Source organism: Streptomyces sp. NPDC002018 (assembly GCF_042890865.1).
Classification (GTDB): Bacteria; Actinomycetota; Actinomycetes; order Streptomycetales; family Streptomycetaceae; genus Streptomyces.
In genome coordinates this window covers 82,550-97,059 of the sequence record NZ_JBIASO010000017.1, presented here as the reverse complement: position 1 = coordinate 97,059, position 14,510 = coordinate 82,550, and the positions used below count along the sequence as shown (strand labels likewise).

The 14,510-nt window shown below is 70.4% G+C and carries 13 protein-coding genes and 1 tRNA gene; 9 read left to right on the top strand and 5 right to left on the bottom strand.

What is annotated here, in order from left to right; all coding sequences use genetic code 11:
• Window positions 1–105: 105 nt before the first annotated feature.
• The 3 genes from ACFYYH_RS25495 (at window position 106) to ACFYYH_RS25485 (ending at window position 2,787) form a co-directional block, all read left to right on the top strand.
• Window positions 106–681: a TerD family protein gene (locus ACFYYH_RS25495; RefSeq protein WP_388555296.1), complete on the top strand. Its 576-nt coding sequence runs from the start codon at window positions 106–108 to the stop codon at window positions 679–681.
• 50 nt (window positions 682–731) lie between these two features.
• Entirely contained in the window at window positions 732–1,871 is a 1,140-nt protein-coding gene (locus ACFYYH_RS25490; RefSeq protein WP_388555293.1) for a DUF475 domain-containing protein, read from the top strand.
• Between the two features lie 178 nt (window positions 1,872–2,049).
• Window positions 2,050–2,787, top strand: a complete 738-nt coding sequence (locus ACFYYH_RS25485; RefSeq protein ID WP_388555290.1) for a Tellurium resistance — start codon at window positions 2,050–2,052, stop codon at window positions 2,785–2,787.
• A gap of 16 nt (window positions 2,788–2,803) precedes the next feature.
• On the opposite strand, the gene ACFYYH_RS25480 is transcribed toward ACFYYH_RS25485, so the two are convergent.
• Window positions 2,804–3,664, bottom strand: coding sequence for a TerD family protein (locus tag ACFYYH_RS25480; RefSeq protein WP_388555461.1), 861 nt, complete (start codon window positions 3,662–3,664; stop codon window positions 2,804–2,806).
• A 196-nt stretch (window positions 3,665–3,860) separates the two neighbouring features.
• On the opposite strand from ACFYYH_RS25480, the gene ACFYYH_RS25475 reads away from it, so the two are divergent.
• Genes ACFYYH_RS25475 through ACFYYH_RS25465 form a run of 3 tightly spaced genes read left to right on the top strand, consistent with a single transcriptional unit; the run spans window position 3,861 to window position 8,859 of the window.
• The gene (locus ACFYYH_RS25475; protein ID WP_388555287.1) at window positions 3,861–5,024 is read left to right on the top strand and encodes an HpcH/HpaI aldolase/citrate lyase family protein; all 1,164 of its coding nucleotides are present in this window, start codon (window positions 3,861–3,863) and stop codon (window positions 5,022–5,024) included.
• A gap of 41 nt (window positions 5,025–5,065) precedes the next feature.
• A complete protein-coding gene (locus ACFYYH_RS25470) occupies window positions 5,066–7,864 on the top strand; it encodes a phosphoribosyltransferase (protein ID WP_388555459.1) in 2,799 nt (932 codons plus the stop codon).
• On the top strand, window positions 7,861–8,859 hold the full coding sequence (locus ACFYYH_RS25465; RefSeq protein ID WP_388555284.1) for an HAD family hydrolase: 999 nt from the start codon (window positions 7,861–7,863) through the stop codon (window positions 8,857–8,859). The genes ACFYYH_RS25470 and ACFYYH_RS25465 overlap by 4 nt, the downstream gene beginning before the upstream one ends.
• Window positions 8,860–8,968: 109 nt before the next feature.
• Here the strand turns inward: ACFYYH_RS25465 and ACFYYH_RS25460 are convergent, their stop codons facing one another.
• The 4 genes from ACFYYH_RS25460 to ACFYYH_RS25445 form a co-directional block, all read right to left on the bottom strand.
• Window positions 8,969–9,196, bottom strand: coding sequence for a zinc ribbon domain-containing protein (locus ACFYYH_RS25460; protein ID WP_388555281.1), 228 nt, complete (start codon window positions 9,194–9,196; stop codon window positions 8,969–8,971).
• An 80-nt stretch (window positions 9,197–9,276) separates the two neighbouring features.
• The gene (locus ACFYYH_RS25455) at window positions 9,277–9,975 is read right to left on the bottom strand and encodes a DUF4383 domain-containing protein (protein ID WP_388555278.1); all 699 of its coding nucleotides are present in this window, start codon (window positions 9,973–9,975) and stop codon (window positions 9,277–9,279) included.
• A 60-nt stretch (window positions 9,976–10,035) separates the two neighbouring features.
• On the bottom strand, window positions 10,036–11,421 hold the full coding sequence (locus ACFYYH_RS25450; protein WP_388555276.1) for a hypothetical protein: 1,386 nt from the start codon (window positions 11,419–11,421) through the stop codon (window positions 10,036–10,038).
• 237 nt (window positions 11,422–11,658) lie between these two features.
• Complete coding sequence (locus ACFYYH_RS25445) at window positions 11,659–12,438, bottom strand: DUF4097 family beta strand repeat-containing protein (protein ID WP_388555456.1); 780 nt, start codon at window positions 12,436–12,438, stop codon at window positions 11,659–11,661.
• A gap of 239 nt (window positions 12,439–12,677) precedes the next feature.
• On the opposite strand from ACFYYH_RS25445, the gene ACFYYH_RS25440 reads away from it, so the two are divergent.
• The 3 genes from ACFYYH_RS25440 to ACFYYH_RS25430 all read left to right on the top strand — a co-directional run bounded on the left by ACFYYH_RS25440 (window position 12,678) and on the right by ACFYYH_RS25430 (window position 14,278).
• Window positions 12,678–12,749 (top strand) — tRNA-Val (locus tag ACFYYH_RS25440).
• A 100-nt stretch (window positions 12,750–12,849) separates the two neighbouring features.
• Complete coding sequence (locus ACFYYH_RS25435; protein WP_388555273.1) at window positions 12,850–13,230, top strand: TraR/DksA family transcriptional regulator; 381 nt, start codon at window positions 12,850–12,852, stop codon at window positions 13,228–13,230.
• A 64-nt stretch (window positions 13,231–13,294) separates the two neighbouring features.
• Entirely contained in the window at window positions 13,295–14,278 is a 984-nt protein-coding gene (locus ACFYYH_RS25430) for an aminoglycoside phosphotransferase family protein (RefSeq protein WP_388555270.1), read from the top strand.
• Window positions 14,279–14,510: the final 232 nt, after the last annotated feature.

Below are 14,510 nucleotides of genomic sequence, written 5' to 3'. Positions count from 1 at the left end.
TCGGTACGGGCAGATCGGCATGAACAGGGTTTGAAAGGGCAGGACGTCAGGCGCGTCTTGACCTCGCTGCACAGCACCACATCACCTCGGGGAGGACTCACCATCATGGGCGTCACACTCGCCAAGGGAGGCAATGTCTCCCTCTCCAAGGCCGCACCCAATCTCACCCAGGTGCTGGTCGGGCTCGGCTGGGATGCGCGCTCCACCACCGGAGCGCCCTTCGACCTCGACGCCAGCGCCCTGCTGTGCGAGTCGGGAAGAGTGCTCGGCGACGAGTGGTTCATCTTCTACAACAATCTGACGAGCCCGGACGGGTCCGTCGAGCACACCGGTGACAATCTGACGGGTGAGGGCGATGGTGACGACGAATCCCTGATCGTCGACCTCTCCAAGGTGCCGGCCCACTGCGACAAGATCGTCTTCCCGGTCTCGATCCATGAGGCCGACAATCGGGGCCAGACATTCGGCCAGGTCAGCAATGCCTTCATCCGGGTGGCCAATCAGGCCGACGGGCAGGAGCTGGCGCGGTACGACCTGAGCGAGGACGCCTCCACGGAAACGGCGATGATCTTCGGCGAGCTGTACCGGTACGGCGGTGAGTGGAAGTTCCGGGCCGTGGGACAGGGGTACGCGTCGGGGCTGCGGGGCATCGCTCTAGACTTCGGGGTCAACGTTTCGTAAAGCAGTACTCTGCGCGGGGGAATACCCGTTAACACCAGATGGGGTAGCCAGTGATCCTGAAAACCTTCGGCTGGTCGTTCGCCATCACGGCGCTCGGCCTCGCCTTCGCGGCCTGGCAGTGGGGGTGGGAGGCGTTCGGGATCGTACTGATCCTGTCGATCCTTGAGATCTCCTTGTCCTTCGACAACGCCGTTGTCAATGCCGGGGTCCTGAAGAAGATGAATGCCTTCTGGCAGAAGATCTTCCTCACGATCGGCATCCTCATCGCGGTGTTCGGTATGCGGCTGGTGTTCCCCGTCGTGATCGTGGCCATCAGTGCCAAGGTCGGGCCGATCGACGCCGTGCAGATCGCGCTCGACGACCCCGACCGGTACGAGGCGCTGGTCACCGACGCCCATCCGGCCATCGCCGCCTTCGGCGGCATGTTCCTGCTGATGATCTTCCTGGACTTCATCTTCGAGGACCGGGACATCAAGTGGCTGAGCTGGCTGGAGCGTCCCCTGGCCAAGCTCGGCAAGGTCGACATGCTGTCGGTCTGCGTCGCGCTGATCGCGCTGCTGGTCACGGCACTCACCTTCGCCACCCACGCCCACACCAGCTCGGGCTACGCGGACAAGTCCGCCACCGTGCTGCTCGCCGGTGTCGGGGGTCTGATCACCTATCTCGTGGTCGGCGGTCTCTCGGGCTTCTTCGAGAACCGGCTGGAGGAGCAGGAGGAGCACGAGCAGGAAGAGGAGGAGAAGGCCAGGGCCGAGGGCAAGGAGGTCTCGGCGGTCGGTCTGGCCGGCAAGGCCGCGTTCTTCCTCTTCCTCTACCTGGAGGTACTGGACGCGTCGTTCTCCTTCGACGGTGTCATCGGCGCCTTCGCCATCACCAACCAGATCTTCTGGATGGCGCTGGGCCTCGGCATCGGCGCGATGTACGTCCGTTCGCTCACGGTCTATCTCGTCCGCCAGGGCACCCTGGACGACTATGTGTATCTGGAGCACGGCGCGCACTACGCGATCGGTGCGCTGTCCGTGATCCTCCTGGTCACCATTGAGCACTCGATCAATGAGATCATCACCGGTCTGATCGGTGTTGTCCTGATTGCGGCCTCGTTCTGGTCATCGGTGCGCAGGAACAGAGCGCTGGCGGCGGAGGGCGGCGACAAGGACACCGACGGGGACAAGGCGGCGCTGCACGTCTGAGGCAGCGCCGTACATCTGAGCCGTGCACCGGTGAGCCCTCCGGTGAGCCGGTCCTCCGAGGTGTGACCCGGAGGGGATTTCGGGAACGCTCTGGACGGGGCGGCCGTGAGGCGGAAGCCTAGCGGCCGCCCCGTTGTTCTGTGTGCTGGTGGCGAGTTGACGACAGGGGTGGGCGGGCATGGCCTTCTGGGACAATCTGTGGCAGGGAAGGGCGTCGAATTTCGATTCGGGGAGCGCCGGCTCCAACTCCATCGAGCTGACCAGGCGGCGTTCGACGGTCTCGCTCACCAAACAGGGCGCGGCCACGGGCAATCTGCGGGTCAATCTCTCCTGGCGGATGCGTAGTTCGGATATCGAGAGCCGCTCCCGGCAGGGAAATTCACTGCTGCGGCATCCGTTCAAGCTCTTCAAGCCCGATGTGGTCCAGGCCCATACCCAGGGCATGGTCAATGTGGACCTCGATCTGGGCTGCATGTATGAGCTGACCGACGGCAGCAAGGGCGTGGTGCAGCCCCTGGGCGACTTCCTCGGGGACCTCAACGACACGCCGTACGTCAAGCTCAGCGGCGACGACCGGTTCGGCTCGGGCTCCGGCGAGACGATCTATGTCAATCTCGATCACTGGGAGGAGATCAAGCGTCTGCTCTTCTTCGTCTACATCTACGACCAGACGCCGGCCTTCGACCGTACCCACGCGCAGGTGACCCTCTACCCGAGCACCGGCCCCAGGATCGAGATCGAACTCGACGAGGACGCGCCCCAGGCCCGCTCGTGCGCGGTGTTCTCGGTGGAGAACGTGAAGGGCGAGCTGATCGTGCGCCGTGAGGTGAAGTTCGTCTACGGCTTCCAGGCGGAGCTGGACCGGCTGTACGGCTGGGGGCTCCACTGGGGGCGCGGCTACAAGACGAAGACCTGAGCGGGCGGCCCCGGTGCTACGGGCGGATGAACTGCGGTCCCATCGGGGGCAGCCGGAAGTTCGGATCGGGCGCGGGGGCAGCCGCGGCGGCGGGCTGCGGATATCCGTAGGCGGGCCGGGGCGCCGCGACCGGCTGCGGATAGCCGTAGGTGGGCGGGACGGCGGGCAGCGCGGGCTGCGGATAGCCGTACGCCGGAGCCATCGGCTGGGTGGGCGGCTGGGCCGGAGGCGGCGGCACCCGGACGGGCGGCTCGGCGGCCACCGTGGCGCCGGGGTCGGGGCTGGGAGCGGGCGACGGCCCGTCGGTGGGCGACGGCTCGTCGGCGGATCCCTCCGTCTCGTCCACCGAGATACCGAAGGCCGTGGCCAGACCGACCAGACCGGTCGGATACCCCTGGCCCACCGCGCGGAATTTCCAGCTCTCCCCGCGCCGGTACAGCTCACCGCAGATGATCGCGGTCTCCTCGCCGGTCTCCGGCCGTACCTCGAAGACGGCCAGCGGCTCGCCGTCGGCCGCGGCGGCGTCGTAGAGCAGGATCCGCAGATCACTGACATGCTGGAAACTCGCGCCGTCGGAGGAGGCCGCGAGCACCACCTGGTCGACGGAGGCGTCGAGGGCCGAGAGATCGGCCTCGACCGTATCGGTCAACGCCTCGCCGACCTTCTTCTTGGGCAGCCGCCGGACCAGTCCGGACGGGTGCCGGGGCTGGTTGTAGAAGACGAAGTCCTCGTCGGAGCGCACCCGGCCGGAGGACCCGAGCAGCAGGGCGGAGGCATCCACATCCGGCACCCCGGTACCCGGGGACCACCGCAGCACGGCTCGTACGGCCATGGCGTCGAGGGGGACGTTCGAGCCCTTCAGCATCGCGTGCGTCATGTCAGCCATCCTGCCTTCCCGTCCCCCGCGCGGACAACGTGGGGGCGGCCCGATCCACTCACTACACCAAGGACATGGGCGCGAAGCGGACGAGTTACCTGGATTTCATGAGGCGTGGGAACTCTTGACACCCGTCCGTACGTACTATTACCGGCCACATGCCCAACCGGCCACTTCGGCAGTACGGGGGATTCACATGCGTCATTTCGGGCATATCCCGCCCGCTGCCCGGGAGGGTCTGTTCCATCAGGAGCCGTGCGAGTTCACGGCGGGCTCGCCGGCCCCCGTCCTGGCGGCCGCTCTCGGGGCCACGCTCTACTGCCCGGCCACCCGGCCCCGGCTCGCCGACGACGTGGTGAAGCAGGCCGGGCGCGGAGTCGTCTCCATGGTGCTCTGCCTGGAGGATTCGATCCATGACTCCGAGGTGGAGTCGGCCGAGGCCAATCTGGTCGGGCAGTTCGCCGATCTCGACGGCCGGGGCGTCGCCACACCCCTGCTGTTCATCCGGGTCCGGGAGCCGGGGCAGATCCCCGATCTCGCCCGGCGGATGGGCGCCTCGATCCGGCTGCTGTCCGGATTCGTGCTGCCGAAATTCACCGAGGAGCGCGGGACGCCGTTCCTGGAGGCGCTCGCCGAGGCGGAGAGCGCCACCGGCCGCCGGCTCTACGCCATGCCGGTGCTGGAATCGCCCGAGCTGCTCCATCTGGAGACCAGGACCGAGACCCTGACCGGGATCGCCAACGTGGTCGACAAGTACCGCGACCGCGTGCTCGCCCTGCGGCTCGGGGTCACGGACTTCTGTTCCGCGTACGGGCTGCGCAGATCGCCCGACATGACCGCGTACGACGTACGGATCGTGGCCGGGGTCATCGCGGACGTGGTCAATGTGCTGGGGCGCGCGGACGGCTCGGGCTTCACGATCACCGGCCCGGTGTGGGAGTACTTCCGACTTCAGGAACGTATGTTCAAGCCCCAGCTCCGGCGCAGCCCGTTCCTCGAAGGCCGCGCCGAGGAGCTGCGTACGGCCCTGATCGAGCACGACCTCGACGGGCTGCTGCGCGAGATCGAGCTGGACCGGGCCAACGGGCTGCTCGGCAAGACCTGTATCCACCCCTCCCATGTGCCGCCCGTCCACGCGCTGTCGGTCGTCAGCCACGAGGAGTTCAGCGACGCCCGCGACATCCTGCGGCCGGAGCGCGACGGCGGTGGCGTGCTGCGCTCGGCGTACACGAACAAGATGAACGAGGTGAAGCCCCACCGCGCCTGGGCCGAGCGCACCCTCCAGCGGGCCGAGGTCTTCGGGGTCGCGCGCGAGGACGTCGGGTTCGTGGAACTCCTCACCGCCGGGCTCGGCGAGTGAACGTTTCCGCACGGTCCGTGAGGAAGGAAGAGAACACCGAGATGGTCTGGTCGGGTACCTGGGTCGCCGAGCGGCTCGGAGTCCAGCTCGCGGGCGGCGAGGGACTGCGGGACCTGCTGGGACTGGCTCTGCGCCGCAATCCCAAGCGGGCCCATCTCCTTGTCTCGAATGTGCTGGGCAAGCACGTACCGCAACTGCCCCGGGTCGTATACGGCACCGGGGTCGAACTGGGCGAGCGGGTTCGGGAACTGCTCGGCGCGGAGGTGGCGCGCGCGGTCGTGCTGGGCTACGCGGAGACCGCGACCGGCCTCGGCCACGCGGTCGCCGACGGGGTGCGCCACGCCCCGTACCTCCACTCCACGCGCCGGCCGGTCCCGGGGGTCGCCAGGGCGGGCGGTTTCGAGGAGTCGCACTCGCACGCCACCTCGCACCTGCTGCTGCCCGAGGACCCGGCGCTGCTCGCCTCGGACGGTCCGCTGGTCCTCGTCGACGACGAGTTCTCCACGGGGAACACCGTTCTGAACACCATCCTCGCGCTCCATGAGCGCTATCCGCGCGCGTGGTACGTGATCGTCGCCCTGGTCGACATGCGCTCGGCGGCCGATCAGGACCGGCTGGCGGAGTTCGCGGAGCGGATCGGCGCGCGGGTGGATCTGGTCGCCCTCGCCTCGGGGACGGTCCGGCTGCCGGAAGGGGTGCTGGAGAAGGGCCGCGCCCTGGTGGCGGCGCACGAGAGCGGGACGCCGACGGCGGGCGAGAGCGGGACGCCGACGGCGGGTGCGGGTGCGCCTGCGGGTGCGGGCCTGGGCAGGGGCGTGGGCGCGGGTGCGTCTGCCGACCCGGGTGCGGGTGCCTCTGTGGGTGCGGGCCTGGGCACGGGCGTGGGTGCCTCTGTGGGTGCGGGAGCGGTCGGGGAGGTGTCGTACGGCTCGGGCATCGGGCCGGTGCGCGTGGACCTGGACTGGCCGGACGGGGTCCCGGACGGCGGCCGGCACGGCTTCACCCCGGCCCACCGGTCCCGGCTGGAGGCCGCGCTGCCCGTCATGGCCACCGCCCTGGCCGATCGGCTCGGCGGCGCCGGGCGTGTGCTCGTCCTCGGCTTCGAGGAGCTGATGTACGCGCCGCTGCGGCTGGCCGAGGCGCTGGAGCGCGTCTCCGACGCGGAGGTGCGGTACTCCACCACCACCCGCTCCCCGGTGCTCGCCGTGGACGACCCCGGGTACGCGATACGCAGCCGCCTCGTCTTCCCCGCCCATGACACCGCCGCCTTCCCGGACGGCGACGGCACCGGCGACCGGTACGCGTACAACGTCGCGGGCGGCGGGTTCGACGCCGTGATCGCGGTCGTCGACTCCGTCGCGGACTCGCCGGAGCTGCACGGCCCGCGCGGACTGCTGGCCCAACTCGCCGCGCACATACCGCAGGTGCTCCTGGCGGTCGTGCCCGCGTACCTCCCCGGCTCCCTGGGCTCCCTGGGCTCCTTGGGCGCCTCGGGCTCCCCGGTCCCCTCGCCCTCCCCGGGCTCCCATTCCTCCTCGGGCTCCCAGGCCTCCTCGGACCCCTCGCCCTCCCAGTCCTCCCCGTTGTCGTCGCTCCCGTCCTCCCCCTCGTCCTCGCTCCCGTCCTCCGGCGCCGCCTCGTACGAGGCCTCTTCGCCCGCCATCCCCTCGTACGACGCCGAACGGCAGGAACCCCTCATGCTGCCCGACCCCCTCCGCGGGCCCGCCTTCTCCTCCTACGCGCCCGACGACGTGGGCTGGCTGCTCCAGGACCTCTCCGAGGTGGAACTGGAGGCCCCGACGGAGGAGCGCGAGGAGGCGATCCAGAGCGGAGGCGCCCACTACGCCGAATCCCTCCCGGTCGAGTACCAGCCGAGCGCCCAGTACCAGGAGCTGTTCCTCTCCGCCCTGGAGACCTCGGCGGCCCGGATCGCGCTCGCCGTCGGCACCGTCACCGAGACCGTCCTCGCCGAGCGGTCGCCCCGCCCCGTGCTGGTCTCACTGGCCCGCGCCGGCACACCCGTCGGCGTACTGATGCGCCGCTGGGCCCAGCGGCGGCACGGTCTGGACCTGCCGCACTACGCCGTCTCCATCGTGCGCGGCCGGGGCATAGACACCAACGCCCTGCGCTGGCTCGCCGCCCACCACGATCCCGCCGATGTCGTCTTCGTCGACGGCTGGACCGGCAAGGGCGCGATCACCCGCGAACTGGCCGACGCCCTGGCCGGGTTCGAGGGCTTCGACCCGGAGATCGCGGTGCTCGCCGACCCGGGCGGCTGTGTCAGGACCTACGGCACCCGGGAGGACTTCCTCATCCCCTCCGCCTGTCTCAACTCGACGGTCTCCGGGCTGATCTCCCGTACCGTCCTGCGGTCCGACCTGGTCGGCCCGCACGATTTCCACGGCGCCAAGCACTACCGCGAACTCGCCGACGCCGATGTGTCGATCCACTTCCTCGACACCGTGGCGGCCCGCTTCGACGAGGTCGTGGACGCCGTGGACGCGCGGGTCAAGGAGCTGCTCGCGGCGGACCGTGCCCCCACCTGGGAGGGCTGGGCCGCGGTCGAGCGGATCAGCGAGGAGTACGGCATCCACGATGTGAACCTCGTCAAGCCGGGCGTCGGGGAGACGACCCGTGTCCTGCTGCGCCGGGTGCCCTGGAAGATCCTCGCCCGGCGCGGCGCGGGCGCGGACCTGGACCATGTCCGGCTGCTGGCGGAACAGCGAGGAGTGCCCGTGGAGGAGACCGACGGTCTCCCGTACAGCTGTGTCGGGCTGATCCACCCGAAGTACACCCGTGGCGCCACCGGCGCGGACGGCAGGACGGTGACCGCGTCATGACCCCGACGCCGCCCCCGACGCCGCCCCCGGCGGCCTCCCCGGCCCCGGTTCCCTCGGCCCCGGTTCCCGCGGTCGCCGTCCCCTCGGACCCGGCTTCCTCTGTCCCGGCTTCCTCTGTCCCGGCTTCTCCGGTTCTGGTCGCCAGTGATCTGGACCGTACGCTCATCTACTCGGCCGCCGCGCTCCAGCTCGCGATGCCGGACGCCGAGGCACCCCGGCTGCTCTGTGTCGAGGTGTACGGGAGCAAGCCGTTGTCGTACATGACGGAGACGGCGGCCGGGCTGCTCGAACGGCTCGCCCGTACCACCGTTTTCGTACCGACCACCACCCGCACCCGGGAGCAGTACGGCCGTGTACGGCTGCCCGGTCCCGCACCACGGTTCGCGATCTGCGCCAACGGTGGTCATCTCCTGGTCGACGGTGTCTCCGACCCGGCCTGGCAGGCGCGGGTGGCCGAGCGTCTCGCCGACGAGTGCGCCCCGCTCGCCGAGGTCCGCGCCCATCTGCTCTCCGCCGCCGACCCGGCATGGCTGCTCAAGGAACGGATCGCGGAGGACCTCTTCGTCTATCTGGTCGTCGACCGCGCCCTGCTGCCCGAGGGATGGGTGAAGGAGCTGTCCGCGTGGGCGGGGGGCCGGGGCTGGACGGTCTCCCTCCAGGGGCGCAAGATCTACGCCGTACCGCGGCCGCTCACCAAGAGCGCCGCGATGCGGGAGGTCGCCCGTAGAACGGGCACCGAACTCACCTTCGCCGCGGGGGACTCACTGCTCGACGCCGATCTGCTGCTGGCCGCCGACCGCGCCTGGCGTCCTGGCCATGGCGAACTGGCCGAGACGGGCTGGAGCGCCCCGCATGTCGACGTGCTCCAGGAGACGGGCGTGGCGGCGGGGGAGGAGATCCTGCGACGCCTCGGCCGGGCCGCCGCGGACCGGGGCGACGCGCGGGGCACGGCGCAGAGCGCTGTGCGGGACCCGGACAGGGACGCGGCGGCCTGACCGCTGACCCCGATCCCCTGACCCTGATGATCCCCTGATCGCCTGACCTTTGCCGCGCCGCGCCCGTGACCGTCCGGTCGCACGGTCGGCCGACGCCCGTACGGCCCGGTCAGCCGCAGCAGCCGCCACCGCAGCAGCCCCCGCCGCCTCCGCCGGTCGCGGGGGCCGGGCCGGGGGAGCCGCCCTTGGCGGTGCCGCCCACCGCGACGGTGGACAGCAGCTTCACGGTGTCGTCGTGTCCCGAGGGGCAGGACGCCGGGGCGGCCGACTCCGCCATCGGGCGGCTCAGCTCGAAGGTGTCACCACAGGAGCGGCAGCGGTACTCGTAGCGAGGCATGGCGTCAGGCTATCCGGCGGAGGGCGAGATCCGTAAGCTTCCGCTCTGGCTCTGGCTCCGGCTCCAGTTCCGGTCCGGCTTCAGCTCCGGCTCCGGCTTTCGCCCTGACTCTGGCTTTCGCCCTGGGTCCGGTTCTCGCTTCGGCCCGGGGACAGGCCCGGCGCCTGCTGTCCGTGCCGGTGGCCCAGCGTGAAGCCGTGCTCGTGCTCGTGACCGTAGCCATGGCCGTGTGCCTGTACCTGCTCGATCTTGGCGCGCAGACGCTGCTCGTGCTCCGCCTGCTCGGGGTGGCGGGCCCGCCAGTACGGATTGTTGTGCGGCAGCCCGCCGCTGACTCTTCCGTACATGCCGAAGAACATCAGCAGCACCCCCACCACAAAGCTGAACAGCACGTTCGGGATGTGGAAGGCGAGGAAGTTGTAACTCGTGTCCAGCAGCGCCAGATTGACGAAACCGCTGGCGATGAAGAGGACTCCGAGGACCATGTTCAGGGTCGAGGCGATGTTCCCGCCGATCACCATCCCGGCCAGGAGCAGCAGCCCGACACAGATGGAGAGCACGCTCAGCGCGCCATTGGTGTTCAGACCCGCGACCCTGTCGCCGCCGGTGTCGAAGAAGCCGATCTTGTCGATCAGTCCGAGAATGCCGAAGACGATCAGTATCAGCCCCATCACCCCGGCACCGATCCGGTAGACCTGGTTCAGCCGGTGGTCGACGGGGAGCTGTTCGTCGAGTCTGACATGTCGCCGATGGGGGCGGCGGAGCGCTTGGGTGGCCATGCGAGGCCTCCTTTGGCGTCGCGTAGTACCAGCATCCGCCCACCCAGGGCAGGGGACAAATCAGGCGCCGTGTCCGGCCGCCGCCCCGCGCTCCTCGCGGATGTCCGAGACCACCCGCGCCACGGTGTTCCGTACCGCCTCGGTCTCCGTCAGAAAGTGCCAGTAGTCGGGATGGCGGCCCTCCAGCGCGGACACCGCGCGCTCCAGCCTCGCCACCGAGTCGTCCAGGGGGCGGGCGTGGCGGGGCTCGGGCGTGTGGCGACCGGTCATCGCCAGGCGCTGCGCGTCCCGGATCGCGAACCGCGTACGGTCGATCTCCTGCTGGGGGTCCTTCGCCACGGCGTTCAGCCGTCGCAGCCGGTCACCGGCGGCGGAGACCGCCTCGTCCGTGCCGTTCAGCAGGGCCCGTGCCGTACTGAGCAGCGAGGTCGCGTCGGCCCACCGCTGCTCCTCGCGTGCCTTGCCCGCTTCCTTCAACTTCTCCTCGGCCTGGTGGACGCTGGTCGCGGCATGGTCGGGGACGTGCTGGAGGTCCTGCCAGCACGCGGCGGTGAATCGGCGGCGCAGCTCGCTCAGGACGGGCTCCACCGAGCCGGCGCGGGTCGTCAGTGCCTGGGCGCGCGTACGCAGCGAGACCAGCCGGCGGTCTATCTCCTGGGCGCGCTCGGGCAGCCGGTCCGCCTCGGCCCGTACGGCCTCGGCGTCACGCAGCACCCGGTCGGCGCGCTGGAGGGTCTCCGCGACGCCGTGCTGGCCCGCGCCCTGGTTGAGCTTGGTCAGCTCGGGGGCGAGCGAGGCGAGACGGGCGGCGAGATCGTCCGCGCGCAGGCCCGAGGCGCGTACGGCGTCGAGCGCGTTGCTCGCGGAGAGCAGCGCCTGCCGCGCCCGCTCCACGGCGGGCGCCAGCCGGGCGAGCTGGGTCTCGGCCTTGTCGAGCAGCGGCCCGAGCCCCTGCTCGAACCGGTCCAGCTCGCCCTTGACCCGGTCCAGGTCCGCCTTGGCCTTCGCCAGCTCACCGCGGGCCTTGGACGCGACGGAGGGTTCGAGATCGTCCCGGTCCAGATCATGCGCGTCGACGGCGGTGATGTAGGTGTGGCTCGCCTCGTCGATGCGCTGCCCCAGCGCCGCGAAGTCGGCGACGGCCTTGCGGGCACCCGGCGAACTGTCCACCGCGGTGATCGTCTCTATCGAGATCCGCAGATCGCGCTGGGCCGTGTCCAGCTCGTAGAAGGAGGCCGCGGCGGCGTCCTTGGCCGCCTGGGCGTCGGCGCGCTGGCTCTCCCCGCGTCCGCCGAACCAGCGCCGCGTACCGCCGCCGCCCGCGAAGGCGGCCGGCAGCGCGGCGACGATCAACGGCAGAGGCAGCAACATCAGCGTGAGGACATCACGGACGGCACTCGCCTTAGCTTGGGCTCCTGCGTGCGGCTGTGCGTGTGTCGCCGTCACATCCCTCTCCCGTGCCGAATTCGCCCTGCCTGGTCCATTCTCCCACCAGGTAAGGACGAACACACGGGCCGGTTAGTTCGCGTACGAGGCGGCCGAGGCGACCCAGGTGGCCGGAGAGACCGAGGCGACCGATTGACCGACGAGACCGGGGCGAGGAAGCCGAGTCGACCCAGGGGACCGGTGAGGAGACCGCGAGGAGACCGCGAGGGGACCGCGAGGAGACCGGAGGGGCAGTCCTCAGCCCGCGTTCCGCACGGTGATCTTCCCGTTGTCGCTGCGGGCCTTCACCACATGGGTGCTGGATCCGTCGGTCGGTACGTCCACCTCCACACCGCCGTTGTCGCTCTTCGCGGTCACCGCGTACGACGTATCCGACCTGGGCAGATCGATCAGGATCCGGCCGTTGTCGCTGACGGTGTCCACGGAGTCGGGCACGGCGGTCAGTCCCAGGTGCACGGAACCGTTGTCGGACTTCGCGGACACGGTTCTGGCCGAGAGGCCGCGCGCCGTGATGCTTCCGTTGTCGCTCACCAGATCGACCGGTCCGCTGGAGTCCCGGACGGTCACCGAGCCGTTGTCCGACCTCAGCTTCAGGCCGGTGTCGAAGCCGGTGGCGACGACCTTCCCGTTGTCCCCGTTCACGGTCACCGCGACCCCGCGCGGCACGGTGACCTTGTGCAGCGCCTCGCAGTCGCTCACGACGGCCCGGCACTTCACCGTGAGCGAGAGCGTGTCACCGTTCATCCGCCAGCTCGCGTGGGGCCCGCTTCCCCCGAACACCCAGCCGGCGACCTGCCGGGTCACCTCGACGGTCTTCACATCGGCGGGCACCAGGTCGACCGCCGAGTTCTCGGTCTTGATCGTCAGCGTCTTCCCGCCCAGCGCGAACGACTTCTTCTCGACGGGCGCGTCCGAGGCGTCCGTGCCGCCGCACCCGCTGACGGCGAGCGCGAGGAGCAGGGCCCCGCCCGGGGCGAGAAGCGTACGGGTGCGGTTACGGCGTGCGGCCACGGTGATCGTCCCCCAGGGAGTGCGCGTTCGGCTGTGCCCCCACCGTAGGGACGAACGCCGCGCGCTCCGATCCGGCCGCCCACCGTCTCGATGGTGGGGCTACCCCCCGTACCCCGTACCCCGCCGCGGCCGACCTCCGCCGTTGCCGTACCTCTCCGGGGAAGACTGGGCAGGGAGGCCTGGCCAACGGCAGGCCGGGTTTGCGGCCCGGACCCCTGGGCCATGTACGCTGTTGCCTCATCCACGGGTGCGTAGCTCAGGGGTAGAGCGCTGCTCTTACAAAGCAGATGTCGGCGGTTCGAAACCGTCCGCGCCCACCCGTACGAAGGCCCCCAGCCGATCATGGCTGGGGGCCTTTGGCGTGCGGGGGCGGCGGGGGGTGGGGAATGCGGAGGTGGGGGGTGGTGTTGTCGCGGCGTGAGTGATTTCTCCTCTGGTGGTGCTTTTGGTCCCTCGATCGACCGTGGGGTCGTCCGTGAGCGGCTGGCGGCCGAGTGGGACAGCACCGAGGCGCAGATCAAGGCGCTGAACCGTGACTTCGTCGCGATCGTCGAGGCGAACGCCCTGGTCGCGGTCGATGACGAGCATGACCCGGAGGGGTCGAGCACCGCCTTCGAACGGGCCCATGTCGCGGCCCTGCTGGCGCGGGCGCGTGAGCATCTGGACGATCTGGACCGGGCGCTGGAACGCCTGGAGCGAGGCGACTACGGGCGGTGCGAGGTGTGCGGCGAGCCGATCCCGGCGGAACGCCTGGAGGCGCGCCCCGCGGCGCGCACCTGTGTGCGCTGCGCTTCCTGAGCGGGCGCGTCACCTGCCCGTAGCGGCCTGACCTGCGGGCGAACGGGGTTCATAGGATCGGTTCATGCCGAACGACAGTGTGTTCCATGACGCGTCCGGACCCTTCCCCTCGCACACGGGCAGCAGACGCATTCCGTGGGAGAGCCTGCCGAGATCCGTATCGGCGGGGATCGAGGACGTGCTCCAGGGCACGGTGGCGGTGGCCACGAGCCAGCAGGGCGGTTTCTCCGACGGTCTCGCGGTGCGGCTGGAGTTGGCCGACGGCCGCAGGGCCTTCGTCAAGGCCGTCGACGCGGTGGCCGCCGAGGCGGTGGGGACGTTCCACCGCCGGGAGATCGGGGTGACGAGCGGGCTGCCCGCCGGGGTGCCCGTACCGCGACTGCTCGGGTCCTACGACGACGGCGCGTGGGTGGCACTGGTCTTCGAGGACATCGACGGCGCCCTTCCCGCGCAGCCGTGGCGCGCGGCGGAACTGGAGCGGGTGCTCGACGCCCTGACCGGCCTGGCGGAACGGCTCACGCCGGCGCCCCGGCTCGACCAGACGCTCGCCGCGCCACGCCTGGGCGGCTGGACGCGGCTGTCGGACGATCCCCGGGCACTGGCACGGCTGCCCACGGTCGCGCCCGGGGCCGCCGAGGAGCTGGATCTGCATCTGTCGCTGGAGACACACCTCACCGAGGCGACCGCCGGCCGGACGCTGACCCACGGCGACCTGTATCCGTTCAACGTCCTGCTCACGGCGGACCGGGTCGTCGTCGTGGACTGGCCACACGCCTGGACCGGGCCCGCACACGCCGACCTGGTGATGCTGCTCGGCAGCGTGGCGCTCAGCGGCATCGACCCGGAGCCCTACGCCGCCCGGCATCCACTGCTGACCGGCGTCGATCCCGAGGCGGTCGACGTCCTCATCTCGGCGCAGGCGGGGTTCCTGCTGGCCATGGCCTGCTCGGTGGACTCCACGGCGGATCCCCGACTGGTGCGCATGATGACGGAGTTGGGCCGCGCGTCCCTGCGCTGGCTGTCCATCCGCAGACGGATCGACGACTAGACACCGCCGCCGGTCGCCGCCCACCGCCTGATCTCCCGGGACCGGCGCCCGGACAGGAGCCATCGACGCCACGTGTCAGAGCTGTGGTGAGCCCGATCCCACGGACCGTCTGCACGGGCGGGCCTAGCCGATCTCCGCCGCCGTACCGATCCTGGGGGCCCTGGCCGGACCGTCTGACAGGTCGGCAGCCGTCTGACGGGTCGGCCGCCGTGGGACCTGGTCGGTCGTCGTG

Bases quoted from the DNA above. Each gene is read 5' to 3' on its own strand.
- ACFYYH_RS25460 (WP_388555281.1), bottom strand. From the start codon at position 9,196: ATGCCTCGCTACGAGTACCGCTGCCGCTCCTGTGGTGACACCTTCGAG.
- ACFYYH_RS25485 (WP_388555290.1), top strand. From the start codon at position 2,050: ATGGCCTTCTGGGACAATCTGTGGCAGGGAAGGGCGTCGAATTTCGAT.
- ACFYYH_RS25455 (WP_388555278.1), bottom strand. From the start codon at position 9,975: ATGGCCACCCAAGCGCTCCGCCGCCCCCATCGGCGACATGTCAGACTC.
- ACFYYH_RS25480 (WP_388555461.1), bottom strand. From the start codon at position 3,664: ATGACGCACGCGATGCTGAAGGGCTCGAACGTCCCCCTCGACGCCATG.
- ACFYYH_RS25430 (WP_388555270.1), top strand. From the start codon at position 13,295: ATGCCGAACGACAGTGTGTTCCATGACGCGTCCGGACCCTTCCCCTCG.
- ACFYYH_RS25495 (WP_388555296.1), top strand. From the start codon at position 106: ATGGGCGTCACACTCGCCAAGGGAGGCAATGTCTCCCTCTCCAAGGCC.
- ACFYYH_RS25465 (WP_388555284.1), top strand. From the start codon at position 7,861: ATGACCCCGACGCCGCCCCCGACGCCGCCCCCGGCGGCCTCCCCGGCC.
- ACFYYH_RS25470 (WP_388555459.1), top strand. From the start codon at position 5,066: ATGGTCTGGTCGGGTACCTGGGTCGCCGAGCGGCTCGGAGTCCAGCTC.
- ACFYYH_RS25475 (WP_388555287.1), top strand. From the start codon at position 3,861: ATGCGTCATTTCGGGCATATCCCGCCCGCTGCCCGGGAGGGTCTGTTC.